Raw genomic sequence first — 16,670 nt, 5'->3', positions numbered from 1 at the left:
TTTATGCGTGAAATACGGTCAGTTTAATAGCTGACGGCTCACCAGCGGACCGCTGATGCCTTTCGCTGTGCGATCCATCACTTCTTGGATCACTGAAGAAAGCTCATTGACTTCGAATTTGGCCACGTAGCCATCCGCTTTTACTCGGCGAACGTGATCTTCGTTCGCGCTACCGGAAAGCGAAGAGTGGATAACGACCGGGATTTTCTTCAGACGTTCGTCGGTTTTTATCTTACGGGTAAGCGTAAAACCGTCCATCTCCGGCATTTCGAGATCGGTGAGCACCAGGGCGATCTTCTCACTGATTGGCTTGCCCTCCGCCTGCGCTTCTGCGGAAAGCTGCTGTATTTTTTCCCACGCATCCTGACCTGTTACATGCATCAGATGCGGGATCTCCATGGCGTTAAGCCCTTTTTCCAGCATGGCGCGGGCCACTTTGGAATCATCAGCCACAATCGCCACCGCACCCGGCGTGATGTTGAATTTATTGGTTTTAAGATCGGTTGCGCGCAGGTCGTGGTTCGCCGGTACGATGTCGTACAGGATCTGCTCAACGTCGAGCACCAGCGCCAGGTTGTTGGTCTCTTTGTTGTCGTCCAGGCAAGCGATACTGGTGATATAGCGACCATTAACGGCTTTCTCGGCGGTATGCACCTGTTGCCAGTCCAGGCGCATAATGTTTTCCACTGACTCCACAGCAAACGCCTGGACGCTGCGGGCATATTCTGTGATCAACAGGATGTTGAGTCCGGTCTCTGGCTTACAGCCCGCAACTGCGGGCAGGTCAATCACCGGGATCACCTGATCGCGAATATTAACCATACCCAGTAACGGGGCCTTCATACCCGCCGGACGCGTAAAGGTCGGCATCGGCACGATTTCACGTAGCTTGAATACGTTGATGCCAAACAGCTCTGATTTCTGCTCCTCAACAGATTTGCCGAGGCGAAACAGCAGCAGTTCAAAACGGTTAGACAGGGTTAGGTTTGTCCTGTCATCAATATCTTTCTGGAAATTGTTCATCCTGTCCTCAGTGTGAAAGCCAGCCTTTCCACTGTTATCGGCACTGAGGCGGAAAAATAGAGCGTTAAACGCTGAAAATGGCGAAATCGTGAGCCAGTGCCGTGTCTGGAAATATTGTTTTGCACTCTGCGAGTAAGCGCTGGCAGCCTTTTTCATCGTAGCGTGAGCTAACGTGGGTCATTATCAGACGTCCCACTCCGGCATCCAGCGCCAGCTGTGCGGCTTGTCGGGTTGAGCTGTGCCCGCGACTGTTTGCTTTTTCCTCCATTGACGCGTCCAGCGTGGTTTCGTGTACCATGACATCTACACCTCGAGCCAGTTCAATGGCGGACGCGCAGGGTCCTGTGTCACCGAAAATAGCGACTGATTTTCCCCTGGTGGGCGGGGAAAGAAAATCGGCACCGTTAATCGCTCGACCATCCTCCAGCACGATGGTTTTTCCGGCTTTCAAATCCTGAAACCACGGGCCCGCTTTAACGCCTGCCGCCTTCAGGGCATTGGCGTCAAGCGCACCCGGTTTGTCGTGCTCTTGAATGCGAAAACCGTAGCATTCCAGCGGATGCGCCAGCGGGTACGCCGTTACTTTTCGCAGGCCGTCATCCACAATCTCACCCGCGGTAATTTCCACAATATCCAGCGGATAATCGGTCCAGGAGCCGCTCAGACGCAATGCGGTTTCGGTAAACTCTCGCAACCCTTTTGGCCCGTAGAGCGTCAGAGGCTGGACATTGCCGGCCATTGAGCGACTGCACAGTAGCCCCGGTAAACCAAACAGGTGATCGCCGTGCAGATGGCTGATAAAAATACGATCGAGTTTTCCTGGATTGAAAGGCGTGGTGAGCATCTGATGCTGCGTCCCTTCGCCGCAATCAAAAAGCCACAGCCCCGCCTGAGTCGGGTGTTGCAGATTCAGTAAAATTGCCGTTACATTGCGTGAGCGCGTGGGGACTCCCGCAGACGTGCCTAAAAATAGTAATTCCATCTTTGCGTTACACTTTCGCCATCAATAAGGCAGGGTGTTCAGGTTATCACAACATAGGGGCAGACAATGATTCACTGGCAAGATCTCCACCATGCAAAGCTGAGTACCCAACAACTGTACGCACTACTTCAGCTACGATGCGCGGTGTTTGTAGTTGAGCAACAGTGTCCGTACCAGGATGTGGATGGCGATGACCTGGCCGGAGAGAATCGGCATATTCTGGGCTGGCATAACGATGAGCTGGTGGCGTATGCGAGGATTCTGAAAAGCGATGACGAGCTGGAGCCGGTAGTGATTGGTCGGGTGATTGTAAGCGAAGCGCTGCGTGGTGAAAAACTGGGGCAACAGCTAATGGCCCAGACGCTGGCATCCTGCGCGCAACACTGGCCACACAAGGCGTTGTATCTGGGCGCGCAGGCGCATCTGCAATCGTTCTATGCGCGCTTTGGCTTTGTTCCAGTGACGGATATCTATGACGAAGATGGTATTCCACACGTCGGAATGGCGCGGGAAGCACATCAGGCGTAAACAGGCGCAATCAGTCCAGGTTGTCTATAGTTAGCGGGTACGTCAATAGAAAGGGAGAATATAATGTCTTTTCATTCTTATGAATCACGTATCGATGATGATCTGGAATTATTAAGCGAAACGCTGGAAGAGGTGCTGCATTCTTCTGGCGACCCAGCAGATCAAAAATACCTTGAGTTAAAAGCGCGGGCAGAGCGGGCGTTAGAAGAGGTGAGAAATCGCGTCAGCCATGCTTCTGATAGCTACTATTACCGTGCGAAAAAAGCCGTTTGTCGGGCGGATGACTATGTGCACGAAAAACCCTGGCGCGGAATCGGCGTTGGCGCCACAGTCGGTTTAGTGATGGGATTATTGTTAGCGCGGCGATAAATTCCGTTCTGTCATCGCATTTGTACGTACTCCCTAACTGGGGGTACTGCTTTTTCTGCTCAGTACCCCGTATAATGAGAGGTTTTTAACAGGGAGAGGTCCGCGTGCATTCAATCACTACTGCGCTGGAAAGTCTGATGCGTCATTTATCGCAAGAGATGCCAGCAGCACCTGGAATTCGTATTTACGACATACCTTTCCCACTGAATGATGCGTTTGACGCTTTAGGATGGCTGGCCAGTCAACCCGTCTGGCCCCAGTTTTACTGGCAGCAGCGTAACGGCGATGAAGAAGCCGCCGTATTAGGGGCCGTCGCCGCATTTTCCTCGCTGGAATCAGCCCAGCAATTTTTACATCAGCATGATAATCATCCCGACCTGCGCATCTGGGGCCTGAATGCCTTTGAGCCTCAGCGTGGCAATTTACTGCTGCCGCGGCTGGAGTGGCGACGTTGTGCCGGAGTGGCGAGCTTACGCTTACATCTCTATAGCGACGTGTCGCTACGTGAAGACGCTGCACAAGCGATCGCCTTCATCTCATCGCTTGCTCCCGTAAAACCGCTCCCTGCATTGCGTTTGAATTTGACGGGAGAACAGCACTGGCCGGAGAAAGCTGGCTGGATAGACCTGATAAAACTCGCTACTCAAACGATCGCAGGAGAAGACCTCGATAAAGTCGTGCTGGCGCGGGCGACCGATTTACAGTTTTCTCAGTCGGTTAATGCCGCTGCCGTGATGGCTTCCAGCCGTCGCTTAAATCTGAACTGCTACCATTTCTTTATGGCATTCTCCGCCGACACCGCTTTTCTTGGCTCTTCTCCTGAACGTCTGTATCGACGACGTGATACGGCGCTGCGCACCGAGGCGCTGGCCGGAACTGTGGCCAATCACCCTGAGGATCATCGGGCCTGGCAATTGGGCGACTGGCTAATGAAAGATGACAAAAACCAGCGCGAGAATATGCTGGTGGTCGAAGATATTTGCCAGCGGCTACAAGGCTGTACGCAAACTCTCGATGTGCTGCCACCGCAGGTGCTCAGGCTGCGTAAAGTGCAGCACCTGCGCCGTTGCATCTGGACGGAACTGAATCAGGCCGACGATACGCTTTGCCTGATGCAGCTCCAGCCAACGGCGGCCGTTGCCGGTATTCCGCGTGAGCTGGCGCGTGAGTTCATCCAACAAAATGAACCCTTTGAACGAGAGTGGTATGCCGGTTCAGCGGGTTATCTTTCTTTGCGCCAAAGCGAGTTTTGTGTGTCATTGCGTTCGGCGAAAATTAGCGCAAACGTGGTACGCCTGTATGCCGGGGCAGGGATTGTGCGTGGCTCAGATCCTGAGCAGGAATGGCAAGAAATAGACAATAAAGCGGCAGGGTTACGTACTTTATTACAGATGGAAGGATAGTGATTTCGTGTATATTTCCGATTCATATCAAAAATCCATTTATTCGATTCTCTATACTGTGTCGCAATATTGATACCGGACAATCTCATGTCAGTAAGCGCATTTAACCGACGCTGGGCGGCGGTCATTCTGGAAGCACTCACTCGCCACGGCGTCAGGCATGTCTGCATTGCCCCTGGCTCTCGTTCTACACCGTTGACGCTGGCGGCAGCGGAAAACCCCGCATTCATCCACCACACCCATTTTGACGAGCGCGGTCTTGGGCATCTGGCTTTAGGTCTGGCAAAAGTCAGCCGGCAGCCTGTCGCCGTGATTGTGACGTCCGGTACCGCGGTGGCGAATTTATATCCCGCGTTGATTGAAGCGGGCCTGACCGGTGAAAAACTGATTTTACTTACGGCAGACCGACCGCCAGAGCTTATCGACTGTGGCGCGAACCAGGCGATTCGTCAGGCCGGAATGTTTGCCTCGCATCCATCGCAAACGCTCTCTTTACCGCGTCCGACTCAGGACATTCCGGCAAGCTGGCTGGTGTCCACTATTGATAATGCATTAGCTGCCCTGCATAGCGGGGCGGTTCATATCAATTGCCCGTTTGCGGAACCGCTGTATGGCGATATGGACGAAACGGGGATTGCCTGGCAGCAGCGCCTCGGCGACTGGTGGCAGGACGATAAACCCTGGCTGCGAGAAGCGCGTCGGCTGGAAAGCGACAAACAGCGCGACTGGTTTTTCTGGCGACAAAAACGCGGCGTAGTCATTGCCGGTCGCATGAGCGCGGAAGAAGGTAAGAAGGTTGCGCAGTGGGCGCAGACATTAGGCTGGCCGCTGATTGGCGATGTTCTGTCGCAAACCGGACAACCGCTGCCGTGCGCCGACCTGTGGCTGGGAAATGCGAAAGCTGTAGCTGAATTGCAGCAGGCGCAGATTGTGGTGCAGCTTGGTAGCAGCCTGACCGGAAAACGTCTGCTGCAATGGCAGGCCAGCTGCGATCCGCAGGAATACTGGATTGTCGATAATATCGAAGGTCGCCTCGATCCGGCCCATCATCGCGGCCGCAGGTTGGTAGCGAAAGTTGGCGACTGGCTGGAGCTACATCCGGCGGAGAAACGTCAGCCCTGGTGTATTGAGATCCCTCGTCTGGCGCAACAGGCCTGGCAGGCGGTAGAAGCCCGTCGCGAGGCGTTTGGTGAAGCGCAACTAGCCCACCGTATCCGCGACTACTTGCCGGAGCAGGGCCAGCTGTTCGTGGGTAACAGTCTGGTGGTGCGCCTGATTGATGCGCTGTCGCAGCTTCCGGCTGGTTACCCGGTCTATAGCAACCGTGGCGCGAGCGGTATTGATGGCCTGCTGTCAACGGCAGCAGGCGTACAGCGTGCCAGCGCGAAATCGACGCTGGCGATTGTTGGCGATTTATCTGCATTGTATGACCTGAATGCGCTGGCATTATTGCGCCAGGTATCCGCGCCGTTTGTCCTGATAGTGGTCAATAATAACGGCGGGCAGATTTTTTCCCTGCTGCCGACGCCAGCCAGCGAACGCGAACGGTTCTATCTGATGCCGCAGAACGTACATTTCGAGCATGCTGCCGCCATGTTTAACCTTAAATACCAGCGCCCGGAAAACTGGGAGCAGCTGGAGAGCGCGTTGACTAACGCGTGGCGTACACCTGCGGCCACGGTGATTGAGCTGGTGGTGAACGAAACTGACGGGGCGCAAACCTTGCAGCAACTGCTGGCGAAGGTAAGTCACCTATGATCCTGCATGCGCAGGCGAAAGAGGGGCAGACGGGGTTTCCCTGGCTGGTTTTCCTGCACGGTTTCTCTGGTGATTGCCAGGAATGGCAGACGGTCGGCGAAGCGTTTCAGGATTATTCGCGGCTATACATCGACCTGCCGGGACACGGTGGCTCCGCTGACATCAGCGTGAGCGGGTTCGATGATGTCAGCGTTTTGCTGCGTAATACTCTACTTAGTTACAACATACTTAACTACTGGCTGGTGGGATACTCTCTTGGCGGCAGAGTCGCGATGATGGCGGCCAGTCAGGAGATGCCAGGGCTTTGTGGTCTGGTGGTTGAGGGTGGACATCCCGGCTTGCAAAGCGAAGAAGCGCGCGTTCAGCGTCGTCTCTCGGATGGCCGCTGGGCTGCGCGTTTTCGCGCAGAGCCGCTACGTGAGGTGTTTAATGACTGGTATCAACAGCCCGTTTTTTCCTCGCTGAACGCGGCACAAAGAGAGGCGCTGGTCGCTCTGCGTAGCCAGAATAATGGGCAAACGCTGGCGGCAATGCTGGAGGCCACCTCGCTTGCCGTACAACCTGATTTACGTGCGCAACTCACGATGCGCACATTTCCGTTTTATTATTTATGTGGTGAACGTGACGATAAATTCCGCGCTCTGGCGGCGGAAATATCAGTACCAAACCATGTGATTCGTAATGCCGGACACAACGCGCATCGGGACAACCCCGCGGGCGTAGTGGACTGTCTGGCTCAGATTCTGCGTCGCTGACTATAGGACATTTTATGATCTATCCTGATGAAACAATGCTTTACGCACCGGTAGAATGGCACGATTGCTCTGAAGGCTATACCGACATTCTTTACGAGAAATCCACCGACGGTATCGCAAAAATCACCATTAATCGTCCGCAGGTACGCAATGCTTTCCGTCCGGTCACCGTGAAAGAGATGATCCAGGCGCTGGCGGATGCTCGCTATGATGACAACATCGGTGTCATTATTCTGACTGGTGCTGGCGACAAAGCGTTCTGCGCAGGCGGCGATCAGAAAGTGCGTGGTGACTACGGCGGATACCAGGATGACTCCGGTGTGCATCACCTGAACGTACTGGACTTCCAGCGCCAGATTCGTACCTGTCCGAAACCGGTAGTAGCGATGGTTGCTGGTTTCTCCATTGGCGGTGGCCATGTACTGCACATGATGTGTGACCTGACCATTGCGGCTGAAAACGCTATTTTCGGTCAGACCGGCCCGAAAGTCGGTTCTTTCGACGGCGGTTGGGGCGCTTCCTACATGGCGCGCATCGTCGGTCAGAAAAAAGCGCGTGAAATCTGGTTCCTGTGCCGTCAGTACGATGCTAAACAGGCGCTGGATATGGGTCTGGTCAACACCGTGGTTCCGCTGGCGGATCTGGAAAAAGAGACCGTACGCTGGTGCCGTGAAATGCTGCAAAACAGCCCAATGGCGCTGCGCTGCCTGAAAGCCGCACTGAACGCCGACTGTGATGGTCAGGCTGGTCTGCAGGAGCTGGCAGGTAACGCCACTATGCTGTTCTACATGACGGAAGAAGGTCAGGAAGGCCGTAACGCCTTTAACCAGAAACGTCAGCCTGATTTCAGTAAATTCAAACGGAATCCGTAATGCGTAGCGCGCAGGTATACCGCTGGCAGATCCCCATGGACGCGGGGGTGATTCTGCGCGACAGGCGGTTAAAAACGCGTGACGGGTTGTACGTTTGTCTTCGTGACGGTGAGCGCGAAGGGTGGGGAGAGATCTCCCCGCTGCCGGGCTTTAGTCAGGAAAGTTGGGAAGAGGCGCAAACCGAGCTGCTGGCCTGGGTGAAAGGCTGGCTGCAAGGGGATGACTCCTTACCGCAACTGCCTTCGGTCGCCTTTGGCGTAAGCTGTGCGCTGGCCGAACTGACTGGCGTATTGCCACAGGACGCGGACTATCGTGCTGCGCCGCTGTGCACGGGCGATCCTGACGATCTGGTGCTACAACTGGCGGATATGCCGGGCGAAAAAGTGGCGAAGATCAAGGTCGGTCTGTATGAAGCGGTCCGCGACGGCATGGTAGCCAATCTGCTGCTTGAGGCGATCCCGGAGCTGCATTTGCGACTTGACGCCAACCGGGCCTGGACGCCGTTGAAAGCTCAGCAGTTCGCGAAATACGTTAATCCGGAGTATCGCGGACGCATTGCCTTCCTCGAAGAACCGTGCAAAACCCGCGACGACTCCCGTGCCTTCGCGCGTGAAACCGGCATTGCCATCGCCTGGGATGAAAGCCTGCGTGAAGCGGATTTCACCTTCGAAGCCGAAGAAGGCGTCAAGGCCGTTGTTATCAAACCTACGCTGACCGGCAGTCTCGATAAAGTCCGTGAACAGGTGGCTGCGGCACATGCGCTTGGTCTTACTGCCGTTATCAGTTCGTCAATCGAGTCGAGTCTGGGCTTAACCCAGCTGGCGCGAATTGCCGCATGGTTAACGCCGCAGACCATTCCGGGTCTGGATACCCTGAGCCTGATGCAGTGCCAGCAGGTTCGCACCTGGCCGGGTAGCACGTTGCCGTGTATCGACGTTGATGCGCTGGAACGTCTGCTATGACCCAGCAGGAAAGGTCCGATAGCGTGAGCTTATCGGGCTTGGTACAACCGGGTGACTGGCCGTGGCGTCACTGGCGACAGGTTCGTGCGAAGGTGCCAGCCTTGCGCCTCAACGATGAGGTATTAAGCTGGAGCGATCTCTGCACACGTGTAGATCAGCTGGCCTGCGGTTTTGCCGCTCAGGGCGTGGAAGAGGGCGATGGTGTTCTGCTTCGCGCGTGGAATCATCCGCGCGCTTTGCTGGCCTGGCTCGCGCTGCTGCAATGTGGGGCACGAGTTTTACCTGTGAACCCACAGTTGCCTCAGCCGCTGCTTGATGCGCTGATCCCGGACTTAACGCTACGTTTTGCGCTGGATCTGGAGGCCGCTATCGCACTTCCGGAACTCAGCCCGTTGCAGATGCAGCCATTGCCAGGCGATCACGCCGCAGCGTGGTTGCCTGAACGTTTGAGCACGATGACGTTAACTTCGGGTTCTACCGGATTGCCAAAAGCGGCTGTTCATACCTGTCAGGCGCATCTGGCAAGCGCGCAGGGCGTCCTGTCATTAATGCCGTTTGGTGCTGAGGATGACTGGCTGCTCTCGCTGCCGCTGTTTCATGTTTCCGGCCAGGGTATTTTGTGGCGCTGGTTGTTCGCCGGAGCGCGAATGACCGTGCGCGACAAGCAGCCGCTGGAGCAAATGCTGGCTGGATGTACCCATGCTTCACTGGTGCCCACGCAGCTGTGGCGCTTGCTGGTCAACAACACGCCAGTCACGCTCAAAGCGGTACTGCTGGGTGGCGCTGCAATTCCTGTTGAATTGACGGAGCAAGCGCGCGAGCAAGGGATTCGTTGCTGGTGCGGTTACGGATTAACGGAGTTTGCTTCTACGGTCTGTGCGAAAGAGGCGGATGGTCTGGCAGATGTGGGTTCCCCTCTGGCAGGCAGAGAAGTCAGAATCGTTGATGATGAAGTCTGGCTACGGGCTGCCAGCATGGCGCAAGGTTACTGGCGTAACGGACAGCTTATTCCTTTAGTGAACGCGGAAGGCTGGTTTGCAACCCGCGATCGCGGCATGCTAAAGGACGGCAAGTTAACGATTGTCGGTCGTATGGATAATCTTTTTTTTAGCGGCGGGGAAGGTATACAGCCGGAAGAAGTGGAACGCGTGATTGCAGCGCATCCGCATGTTCTACAAGCCTTTATTGTGCCGATAGAAGACAAAGAGTTTGGCCATCGCCCGGTGGCGGTCATTGAGTATGACGCTAATGCTGGAGAAACTAATCTCGCAGTGTGGGTAAAAGATAAGCTGGCCCGCTTTCAGCAGCCGGTATGTTGGCTAACATTGCCGCCCGAGCTCAAAGCTGGAGGAATTAAAATTTCGCGCCGTGCGTTATTGGATTGGGTAAGTACTTCATCATTAACATTAAGAAAACATTAATAGTATTTCTCGTTTTTGTCATTCAGCAGCGATTGTCCTTTTGTTTATCTGCTAAAGTGTAACCTATTGTGAAATTTATTAACAAAAGGTGCGCTATGGAATGGCATGTGAAGAAGTCTTGCTGTCACAAAAAAGCAGGGAAGCTCTATATCGTACTTTGCGATAGCGGTGGTTCGCTAAAGATGCTTGCTGAGGCGCAATCTTCCGAGCGGGTTAAGCCCGGCGATCTCCTTTCACCGCTGAAGGATGCACAGTATTGTATTAACCGCGATAAATCCCGGGTCATTAAGGTAATTGATGCCAGACAGAACATCTGTGATGAATGGGAGCGTCTGTTACGACAGTCTGAAGATAAGTAATCTCAGGGTTGGTGTTTGCGTGAAGGCAGAAAAATCGTCATTAGCCCTGCCATGATGCACAGTACCCCTGCCAGCGCTTTCACTGAAAATGTTCCCTGCCAGCCGGGCAGGATCATTGAGGCAACCCACACCAGCACATAGCTCAGGCTGAGTAGGGCATAGGCTTTGCTCAGCGCGAGTTGGTGTAGGGCTTTATGCCAGCAAATCACTGACAGTAAATACCCTGTCAATCCGGCATATAAAGCAAACGCTCCGATACTGACAGAGAATACGGCAGAGATGAACGCCAGCGGCTGCAGCATTGGCGGCAGATTATCCATCGCAAAGCCGAGGCTCAACTGGGCGATAGAGGTGATCATCACGCTACATAATCCCCAAAATACGCCCATTACACTGCACTCCCAAGAATAAATATGCCGGTAATGATCAGCCCAACGCCCAGCCAGTGGCGGGTTGTTACGGGTTCGCGCCAGATTTTCCATGCGGCGAGAGTAACCCAGATAAAGTTAAGGCTCAGCATGGGATAGGCAATACCGACAGGAATGTTTTGTAAAACCGCCAGCCATAGCAGCATGGCCAGGCCGAGGCTTGCCAGAGCAAGCCCAATCCATTGCGTAATGTAGCGTTTTCGCGCACGAACAGACACCGGTCGGGTCGCCTGCTTCTGGCATAGCTGGCCGCAGACGCTGAGCAGGCTGGCGAGGACTAAGGCTATCCAGATCATTTGGGCCGATACTGAATCAGGACCAGACGCCCCTGATTATCAATGTAGTCAGCGGGAGGGATGGCAAGTTGATTAATATCTTCATTCTTATCAATCGAGAGCACGAGCGTAATGTTTCCTTGCTGTCGATGTTGCGCTAACCAGTCGGCAAAGCCTTCCCGGCTGACAAAGCGACCCTGGGCATCCGGGTAGTTGAGGCCATATTTTAACTCGCCCGTTTGTCCGTACATCATGATGTCGTCGCGCTTCAGGCTCCAGGCCAGTCCCGCAGCGACGCCAACGCTGTCGGTGAGAATATAACGGCTCGGCTCCAGCGATTCTTTGGTCATCTCGACAAAAAACTGCGGCTGTTTAGATTCCATCACCCGGTCAGGAATGGAGAAGCCAAATAACAGCGCCAGCCCTAATGGGCATAGTGCTGCGAATTTCCAGTTCTTCTCGCGGTTATTTAGCGTATACCAGCCAAAAAGCGTCCAGATGATAAAGATGCCCCAGGCACAAAAAACCTTATACGTTTCGATATGCGACCAGACTGGCGTCTTCAATGGACCCAGCGTGGAAACAATAAACGTGGCGACGATGCCGACGATGCCGAACAGCACGTTGATCCAACCATTCACGCGCAGCGCGGTCGAGCCTTTTTCCGCAGCCTGCAGGCCGAAGCGCGCCGTTAATATCGCCAGCGGCGCGAAGCAGGAAAGAATATAGGTCGGCAGTTTTCCTTTCGCGATGCTGAAAAACAGGATTGGCATAATAATCCAGCTTAACAGGTACAGAGCACTGCGCGGAACATCCCGCTCACGCCAGCCCGTACGCAGCGCGCCGGGGAGTAGCCCGAGCCACGGTAATGTGCCTGCCACAAATATCGGGATGTAGTACCAGATAGGAGCCTTATGCTGGGCATCATCCTGCGCAAAGCGCTGAATATGTTCAACCCAGAAGAAGTAATGCCAGAAATCCGGCTCGCGTTGCGCAATCGCTATACCCCACGGTAGTACGATCGCGATGCAGCCGATCACCGCCAGCAGACCGTAGAGAATGAGGTCTTTCCAACGCTTTTGTGCAAAAACCCATGGTAATACGCTAAGCACAGGGACGGCGAGTGCCAGAAAACCTTTGGTCATTACACCCGTACCGCAGGTCAGACCAAGCAGCAAAAAAGCGATGATTTTGCGTGTTCTGGTGGTGGCCTGCATGCCTTCCCAAAAACAGCACATGCCCGCCATCAGCCAAAGCGCAATGATGGGATCAAGTACCGCGTAGGTGCCGATGCTGTAAACCGAAAAAAACGTTAAAAAGATAGCGGAGGAGAGTACGGCGGTACGCTTATCCTGCCACAGTCGCATGGCAAGCCAGGCTACCAGTAGCGCCGTCATCAAAGTGGCAAAAATAGCCCCCGCTCTGACGCCAAAATTATTGGCGCCAAACAACCATTGTCCGATGCTGTTCAACCAGTATCCGGCAATTGGTTTTTCAAAATAACGCAGCCCTAAAAAGTGTGGAACGATCCAGTCACCAGAGTTGAGCATTTCCCGGCTGATTTCAGCATAGCGCGTTTCATCAGGCTGCCAGAGCATACGGCTGTTGATAGGTAAAATAAAATACAGTGCGATTAAAGCGATAAATGCCAGAGTGTAGCGGGCAGCAGATTTCATTGTGTCACACTCAACGGTTGTTGGCAGCCGAGCCATCCCTCTCTGCCGGGTATTTTTCCACGTACGATCTGTCCTAACGGCAGTGTACTGATGTCGTCAGGTAACAGCTCGCCAAGCGGGCAGAATGTCATCCCCATGTCCGCGGCGCGAGTAAGCAGCTCGTCAAAATTCTGATGAAAGGCGATGCCTTCAACTTCCGCATGAATGGTGTACACCGGTGTTCCTCTGCTCATCTGGATGTGGGAGAGGATATAAGAGTTGAAGTCCACCGCCTGGACCTCCTGGCCAACCACCTCATCCCATGTTGGTAGGGTGACGGGAATTTGTGGCGTCCCCGTTTTCCCGGATTCCAGCACCGGACGAAATAACGACGTTCCCCGACAGTCACTGTTATAGCGCAGATGGAATGCTTCTTTGGCATGGACGACACGGTTGTCGGCACGCCATCCGGCAACGGCAGAGCAGGAGACTGGCTGACCGATGATGGCTTCAAGTGCGGTGATGCCTTGCGAAATATCATCAATCAGCTGTTTGTCATTCCAGTTTCCGCTTCGTGCCTGCCAGGCGTGATGATCCCAGGCATGCAAACCGGTTTCATGAATCTGGGCGGTTTGTGCAATGATTGCCGCGTTGGCCTGGCCAATCTCTTTTCCCGGCCATGCGGTTCCCGCCAATAAAATATCCCATCCGTAGAGCGATGCTGCGTTTGAACGCAGCATTTTCCACAGAAATTGCGGCTTCACAAGACGCCAGAGATGGCGCCCCATGTTGTCAGGCCCAACGCTAAAGAAAAAACTTGCCCGAACGTTATGTCGGTTTAATGTCTCCAGCAGGCGGGGCACGCCTTCGCGCGTCCCCCTGAATGTATCGACATCAATACGCAAGCCTACTTTGGTCATGATGTGTGTTCCGTGATATCCACACTGCGTAAGAAGAAGTCCAGCGTCTCTTCTACCGTTTCCTGCATCTCAATGGTCGGTTCCCAGTTCAGGCAGCGTTTTGCATTGCGAATGTTAGGCTTACGATGCTCAACGTCTTGATAACCTTTACCGTAGTAGCTGCTGCTTTCGACGTCACGGAAACCGGCAAACGGCGGGAAGTGGTTACGCAACGGATGTTTTTCAAAGCAGGAAAGCAGCATTTCTGCCAGTTCCTGAATACTTGCTTCGTTCTGCGGATTACCGATGTTGATAATCTCACCGTCACAGCGGCCGCCTTCGTTTTCAATGATGCGGTACAGAGCTTCGATACCATCACGAATGTCGGTAAAGCAGCGTTTTTGCTTACCGCCTTCAATCAGCTTAATCGGTGAACCTTCCACGAGGTTGAGGATCAGCTGTGTAATGGCGCGTGAGCTGCCGATACGCGCGGCGTTTAGGCTGTCCAGACGCGGTCCCATCCAGTTAAACGGGCGGAACAGGGTGAAGCGCAATCCCTCTTTTTCGCCGTACGCCCAGATAACACGGTCCAGTAACTGCTTGGATACGGAGTAGATCCAGCGTGGTTTATTGACCGGACCGACGATCAGATTCGAACTGTCTTCATCAAAGACTTTGTCGGTACACATGCCGTAGACTTCGGAGGTTGACGGGAAAATGATGCGCTTGCGGTATTTCACGCAGTAACGAATGATTTTCAGGTTTTCTTCAAAATCGAGCTCAAATACGCGCAGCGGGTTGCGGGTATATTCGATAGGCGTTGCGATCGCCACCAGCGGCAGCACAACGTCGCATTTTTTTACATGATATTCAATCCATTCGGAGTGAATGCTGATATCACCTTCGACGAAATGGAATCGCGGATGTTGCAGGAAACGCCCAATGGCGTCGCTGCCAATATCGAGTCCATACACTTCGTAATTATCTTCTTGCAGCAGGCGCTCGGTCAGATGGTTACCAATGAAGCCGTTAACGCCGAGGATCAGTACGCGAGTACGGCGTTTGCTGGTGGTCACTGACTGGCTGTTCAGGCGAGAACCTGGCACCAGACCCAGAACTTGCGCCAGTTGTGAACCCTGCATTGCAATACCATCGCCAGCTTGTCCGGTAATAATCTCCAGTGCGCCATCGACACAGGCGATCAGTAATGGAGATACGGAGATGACGGTACCCGGCTGGGCCGCAATGTCGTTTGTGCAAACGCGCGATGACCAGACGGTGAACTTTTGCGTGCCAACATAGCTAAATGCGCCCGGCCATGGATCGCTGACGGCACGAACCTGGTTATGTAACTCTGCGGCTGGTTTGTTCCAGTCGAGGAAGCTATCTTCCGGCGTACGGCGACTAAAACAGGTAGCCTCTGCTTCCTGTTGGGGGAGTTCTGCATAATCTCCTGTTTTAATCGCGGGCAGCGCCTCTTCCAGCAGGTGACGCGCTGCCTGGCACAGCTTATGGTGCAGCGTTAACGCCACATCATCTGGTGAAATAGCAACGCGCTGCTGGGCAACAATGGCACCGGCATCCGCGCGTTTGACCATGCGGTGAAGCGTGACGCCGGTTTCGGTTTCGCCATTGACCAATACCCAGTTCAGCGGGGCGCGACCACGGTATTTCGGCAGCAGCGAGCCGTGCAGATTAAATGCGCCCTTAGGGGCAAGACTGAGGATCTCATCACTCAGTAAATGGCGATAGTAGAATGAGAAGATAACATCCGGTGCCAGTTGGCTAATGCGCTCAACCCACAGGGGATGATTAACCTCGTCGGGGGCGTAAACCGGAATACCGGCGCTGGCCGCGAGGCGGGAAACAGATCCAAAAAACGCTTTTTCACCCGGATTGTCTGTGTGCGTAAAAATGGTAGCGATTTCATAACCTGCATCCAACAAGGCCTGGACACCCTGACATCCCATATCGTGATAGGCAAATACGACGGCTTTCATGCGCGGTTTTCCTCGGTTGACTGCGTGGTTTGTGGGCGAATAACGTGTTGAACAAAATAGCGGGGGCGGGCGCGGACATCGTTATAGATGCGACCGATATATTCGCCGAGTAAACCCATGCCAATAAACTGTGCGCCGATAAAGGTAAACAGGACGGCAAACAGCATGAATACCCCTTCCGCTGCCCACTGCGGGCCGAGCGTCAGGCGCAGAACAACAAGCAGGACTGATAAGGTAAAGCCCGTGGCGGCGATCACGCTGCCCAACAGGCTCAGCATGCGAAGCGGTGTTGTGGTAAGGCATGTTACCAGGTCATACATCAGGTTGATCAGACGCATGAAGCTGTATTTGGAGTCACCAAATTCACGCTCTGCATGATGTACCGGGATCTCCGTGGCGCGACGGGCAAAAATGTTGGCCAGAATAGGGATAAAGGTGCTGCGCTCCTGGCAATGCAGCATGGCATCGACGATGTGACGGCGATAGGCGCGTAGCATGCAGCCGTAATCACCCATTGCTTTACCGGTGGTGCGCTGTATCAGATGGTTGATCATTCGTGAGGCGGTCTTACGAAATACGCTGTCCTGACGGTTCTGGCGTACCGTGCCTACCACATCGAAGCCTTCATCTGCGGTGGCGACCAACCGTGGGATCTCCTCCGGCGGGTTTTGCAAATCGGCATCCAGTGTGATGATCAAGTCTCCGGTGACATGGCTGAAACCGGCCATAATCGCCGAGTGCTGTCCGTAATTACGATTCAGTAAAATAGAGACAATATGGCTGTTCGGTGCCTGAGAGGCGTCCATCATCAACTGAGCGGAACGGTCGCTGCTGCCGTCGTCGATGAGCAGAATTTCATAGTCTTTGCCCAATTTCTCGCAGGTGGCGCTGGTGCGTCTGATTAACTCTGGCAGGCTTTCCTGTTCATTAAAAACGGGAATAACAACCGAGACTTTTTTAATCGGTGTGGCTTCAAACATG

At 54.0% G+C, this 16,670-nt stretch carries 17 protein-coding genes; 9 read left to right on the top strand and 8 right to left on the bottom strand.

The features are described 5' to 3' along the window. Window positions 1-18: 18 nt before the first annotated feature. Both OGX94_RS00750 and rbn read right to left on the bottom strand, forming a co-directional pair. Window positions 19-1,023, bottom strand: coding sequence for a chemotaxis protein (locus tag OGX94_RS00750; RefSeq protein WP_003834740.1), 1,005 nt, complete (start codon window positions 1,021-1,023; stop codon window positions 19-21). A 64-nt stretch (window positions 1,024-1,087) separates the two neighbouring features. Next, window positions 1,088-2,005 carry a ribonuclease BN gene (gene rbn, locus OGX94_RS00745; protein WP_257661790.1) on the bottom strand — a complete coding sequence of 306 codons (918 nt, stop codon included), beginning with the start codon at window positions 2,003-2,005 and terminating at the stop codon, window positions 1,088-1,090. Between the two features lie 66 nt (window positions 2,006-2,071). Here rbn and OGX94_RS00740 point away from each other — a divergent pair, with 66 nt between their 5' ends. The 9 genes from OGX94_RS00740 (at window position 2,072) to pmrD (ending at window position 10,432) form a co-directional block, all read left to right on the top strand. Then, window positions 2,072-2,533 carry a GNAT family N-acetyltransferase gene (locus OGX94_RS00740; protein ID WP_008785342.1) on the top strand — a complete coding sequence of 154 codons (462 nt, stop codon included), beginning with the start codon at window positions 2,072-2,074 and terminating at the stop codon, window positions 2,531-2,533. A 63-nt stretch (window positions 2,534-2,596) separates the two neighbouring features. Then, window positions 2,597-2,902, top strand: a complete 306-nt coding sequence (elaB, locus tag OGX94_RS00735) for a stress response protein ElaB (RefSeq protein WP_257661791.1) — start codon at window positions 2,597-2,599, stop codon at window positions 2,900-2,902. 104 nt (window positions 2,903-3,006) lie between these two features. Further along, window positions 3,007-4,305 carry an isochorismate synthase MenF gene (gene menF, locus OGX94_RS00730; protein ID WP_057066387.1) on the top strand — a complete coding sequence of 433 codons (1,299 nt, stop codon included), beginning with the start codon at window positions 3,007-3,009 and terminating at the stop codon, window positions 4,303-4,305. Window positions 4,306-4,392: 87 nt separating this feature from the next. Next, the gene (gene menD, locus OGX94_RS00725) at window positions 4,393-6,063 is read left to right on the top strand and encodes a 2-succinyl-5-enolpyruvyl-6-hydroxy-3-cyclohexene-1-carboxylic-acid synthase (RefSeq protein ID WP_003834726.1); all 1,671 of its coding nucleotides are present in this window, start codon (window positions 4,393-4,395) and stop codon (window positions 6,061-6,063) included. Next, window positions 6,060-6,818 carry a 2-succinyl-6-hydroxy-2,4-cyclohexadiene-1-carboxylate synthase gene (gene menH / locus OGX94_RS00720; RefSeq protein WP_063940556.1) on the top strand — a complete coding sequence of 253 codons (759 nt, stop codon included), beginning with the start codon at window positions 6,060-6,062 and terminating at the stop codon, window positions 6,816-6,818. Before menD ends, menH begins: the two co-directional genes overlap by 4 nt. Before the next feature lie 14 nt (window positions 6,819-6,832). Next, window positions 6,833-7,690, top strand: coding sequence for a 1,4-dihydroxy-2-naphthoyl-CoA synthase (gene menB, locus OGX94_RS00715; RefSeq protein WP_003027671.1), 858 nt, complete (start codon window positions 6,833-6,835; stop codon window positions 7,688-7,690). Continuing rightward, window positions 7,690-8,652, top strand: a complete 963-nt coding sequence (gene menC / locus OGX94_RS00710) for an o-succinylbenzoate synthase (RefSeq protein WP_125112629.1) — start codon at window positions 7,690-7,692, stop codon at window positions 8,650-8,652. The genes menB and menC overlap by 1 nt, the downstream gene beginning before the upstream one ends. Continuing rightward, window positions 8,649-10,073, top strand: a complete 1,425-nt coding sequence (gene menE, locus OGX94_RS00705) for an o-succinylbenzoate--CoA ligase (protein ID WP_063940554.1) — start codon at window positions 8,649-8,651, stop codon at window positions 10,071-10,073. The genes menC and menE overlap by 4 nt, the downstream gene beginning before the upstream one ends. Before the next feature lie 95 nt (window positions 10,074-10,168). Continuing rightward, window positions 10,169-10,432 (top strand): signal transduction protein PmrD, encoded by a 264-nt coding sequence (gene pmrD, locus OGX94_RS00700; protein ID WP_257661792.1) that lies wholly within the window; start codon window positions 10,169-10,171, stop codon window positions 10,430-10,432. Window positions 10,433-10,434: 2 nt separating this feature from the next. On the opposite strand, the gene arnF is transcribed toward pmrD, so the two are convergent. The 6 genes from arnF to arnC are packed head-to-tail and all read right to left on the bottom strand — an operon-like array spanning window position 10,435 to window position 16,669. Next, a complete protein-coding gene (gene arnF, locus OGX94_RS00695) occupies window positions 10,435-10,821 on the bottom strand; it encodes a 4-amino-4-deoxy-L-arabinose-phosphoundecaprenol flippase subunit ArnF (RefSeq protein ID WP_003834713.1) in 387 nt (128 codons plus the stop codon). Next, the gene (gene arnE / locus OGX94_RS00690; RefSeq protein WP_257661793.1) at window positions 10,821-11,156 is read right to left on the bottom strand and encodes a 4-amino-4-deoxy-L-arabinose-phosphoundecaprenol flippase subunit ArnE; all 336 of its coding nucleotides are present in this window, start codon (window positions 11,154-11,156) and stop codon (window positions 10,821-10,823) included. Before arnE ends, arnF begins: the two co-directional genes overlap by 1 nt. After that, complete coding sequence (gene arnT, locus OGX94_RS00685) at window positions 11,153-12,811, bottom strand: lipid IV(A) 4-amino-4-deoxy-L-arabinosyltransferase (protein ID WP_257661794.1); 1,659 nt, start codon at window positions 12,809-12,811, stop codon at window positions 11,153-11,155. Before arnT ends, arnE begins: the two co-directional genes overlap by 4 nt. Then, complete coding sequence (gene arnD, locus OGX94_RS00680) at window positions 12,808-13,710, bottom strand: 4-deoxy-4-formamido-L-arabinose-phosphoundecaprenol deformylase (protein ID WP_125112627.1); 903 nt, start codon at window positions 13,708-13,710, stop codon at window positions 12,808-12,810. The genes arnT and arnD overlap by 4 nt, the downstream gene beginning before the upstream one ends. Then, the gene (gene arnA / locus OGX94_RS00675) at window positions 13,707-15,689 is read right to left on the bottom strand and encodes a bifunctional UDP-4-amino-4-deoxy-L-arabinose formyltransferase/UDP-glucuronic acid oxidase ArnA (protein WP_003834702.1); all 1,983 of its coding nucleotides are present in this window, start codon (window positions 15,687-15,689) and stop codon (window positions 13,707-13,709) included. Before arnA ends, arnD begins: the two co-directional genes overlap by 4 nt. Further along, complete coding sequence (gene arnC, locus OGX94_RS00670) at window positions 15,686-16,669, bottom strand: undecaprenyl-phosphate 4-deoxy-4-formamido-L-arabinose transferase (RefSeq protein WP_193134236.1); 984 nt, start codon at window positions 16,667-16,669, stop codon at window positions 15,686-15,688. Before arnC ends, arnA begins: the two co-directional genes overlap by 4 nt. Window position 16,670 lies beyond the last annotated feature (1 nt).

Source organism: Citrobacter sp. Cpo037 (genome assembly GCF_030332945.1).
In the GTDB taxonomy this organism is placed as follows: Bacteria; Pseudomonadota; Gammaproteobacteria; order Enterobacterales; family Enterobacteriaceae; genus Citrobacter; species Citrobacter portucalensis.
The sequence above is the reverse complement of the archived record's forward strand: the minus strand, read 5'-3'. Positions and strand labels throughout refer to the sequence as shown.

Bases quoted from the DNA above. Each gene is read 5' to 3' on its own strand.
- menB (WP_003027671.1), top strand. From the start codon at position 6,833: ATGATCTATCCTGATGAAACAATGCTTTACGCACCGGTAGAATGGCAC.
- arnD (WP_125112627.1), bottom strand. From the start codon at position 13,710: ATGACCAAAGTAGGCTTGCGTATTGATGTCGATACATTCAGGGGGACG.
- arnC (WP_193134236.1), bottom strand. From the start codon at position 16,669: ATGTTTGAAGCCACACCGATTAAAAAAGTCTCGGTTGTTATTCCCGTT.
- rbn (WP_257661790.1), bottom strand. From the start codon at position 2,005: ATGGAATTACTATTTTTAGGCACGTCTGCGGGAGTCCCCACGCGCTCA.
- menE (WP_063940554.1), top strand. From the start codon at position 8,649: ATGACCCAGCAGGAAAGGTCCGATAGCGTGAGCTTATCGGGCTTGGTA.
- menD (WP_003834726.1), top strand. From the start codon at position 4,393: ATGTCAGTAAGCGCATTTAACCGACGCTGGGCGGCGGTCATTCTGGAA.
- menC (WP_125112629.1), top strand. From the start codon at position 7,690: ATGCGTAGCGCGCAGGTATACCGCTGGCAGATCCCCATGGACGCGGGG.
- OGX94_RS00740 (WP_008785342.1), top strand. From the start codon at position 2,072: ATGATTCACTGGCAAGATCTCCACCATGCAAAGCTGAGTACCCAACAA.
- menH (WP_063940556.1), top strand. From the start codon at position 6,060: ATGATCCTGCATGCGCAGGCGAAAGAGGGGCAGACGGGGTTTCCCTGG.
- OGX94_RS00750 (WP_003834740.1), bottom strand. From the start codon at position 1,023: ATGAACAATTTCCAGAAAGATATTGATGACAGGACAAACCTAACCCTG.
- pmrD (WP_257661792.1), top strand. From the start codon at position 10,169: ATGGAATGGCATGTGAAGAAGTCTTGCTGTCACAAAAAAGCAGGGAAG.
- elaB (WP_257661791.1), top strand. From the start codon at position 2,597: ATGTCTTTTCATTCTTATGAATCACGTATCGATGATGATCTGGAATTA.
- arnA (WP_003834702.1), bottom strand. From the start codon at position 15,689: ATGAAAGCCGTCGTATTTGCCTATCACGATATGGGATGTCAGGGTGTC.
- arnT (WP_257661794.1), bottom strand. From the start codon at position 12,811: ATGAAATCTGCTGCCCGCTACACTCTGGCATTTATCGCTTTAATCGCA.
- arnE (WP_257661793.1), bottom strand. From the start codon at position 11,156: ATGATCTGGATAGCCTTAGTCCTCGCCAGCCTGCTCAGCGTCTGCGGC.
- arnF (WP_003834713.1), bottom strand. From the start codon at position 10,821: ATGGGCGTATTTTGGGGATTATGTAGCGTGATGATCACCTCTATCGCC.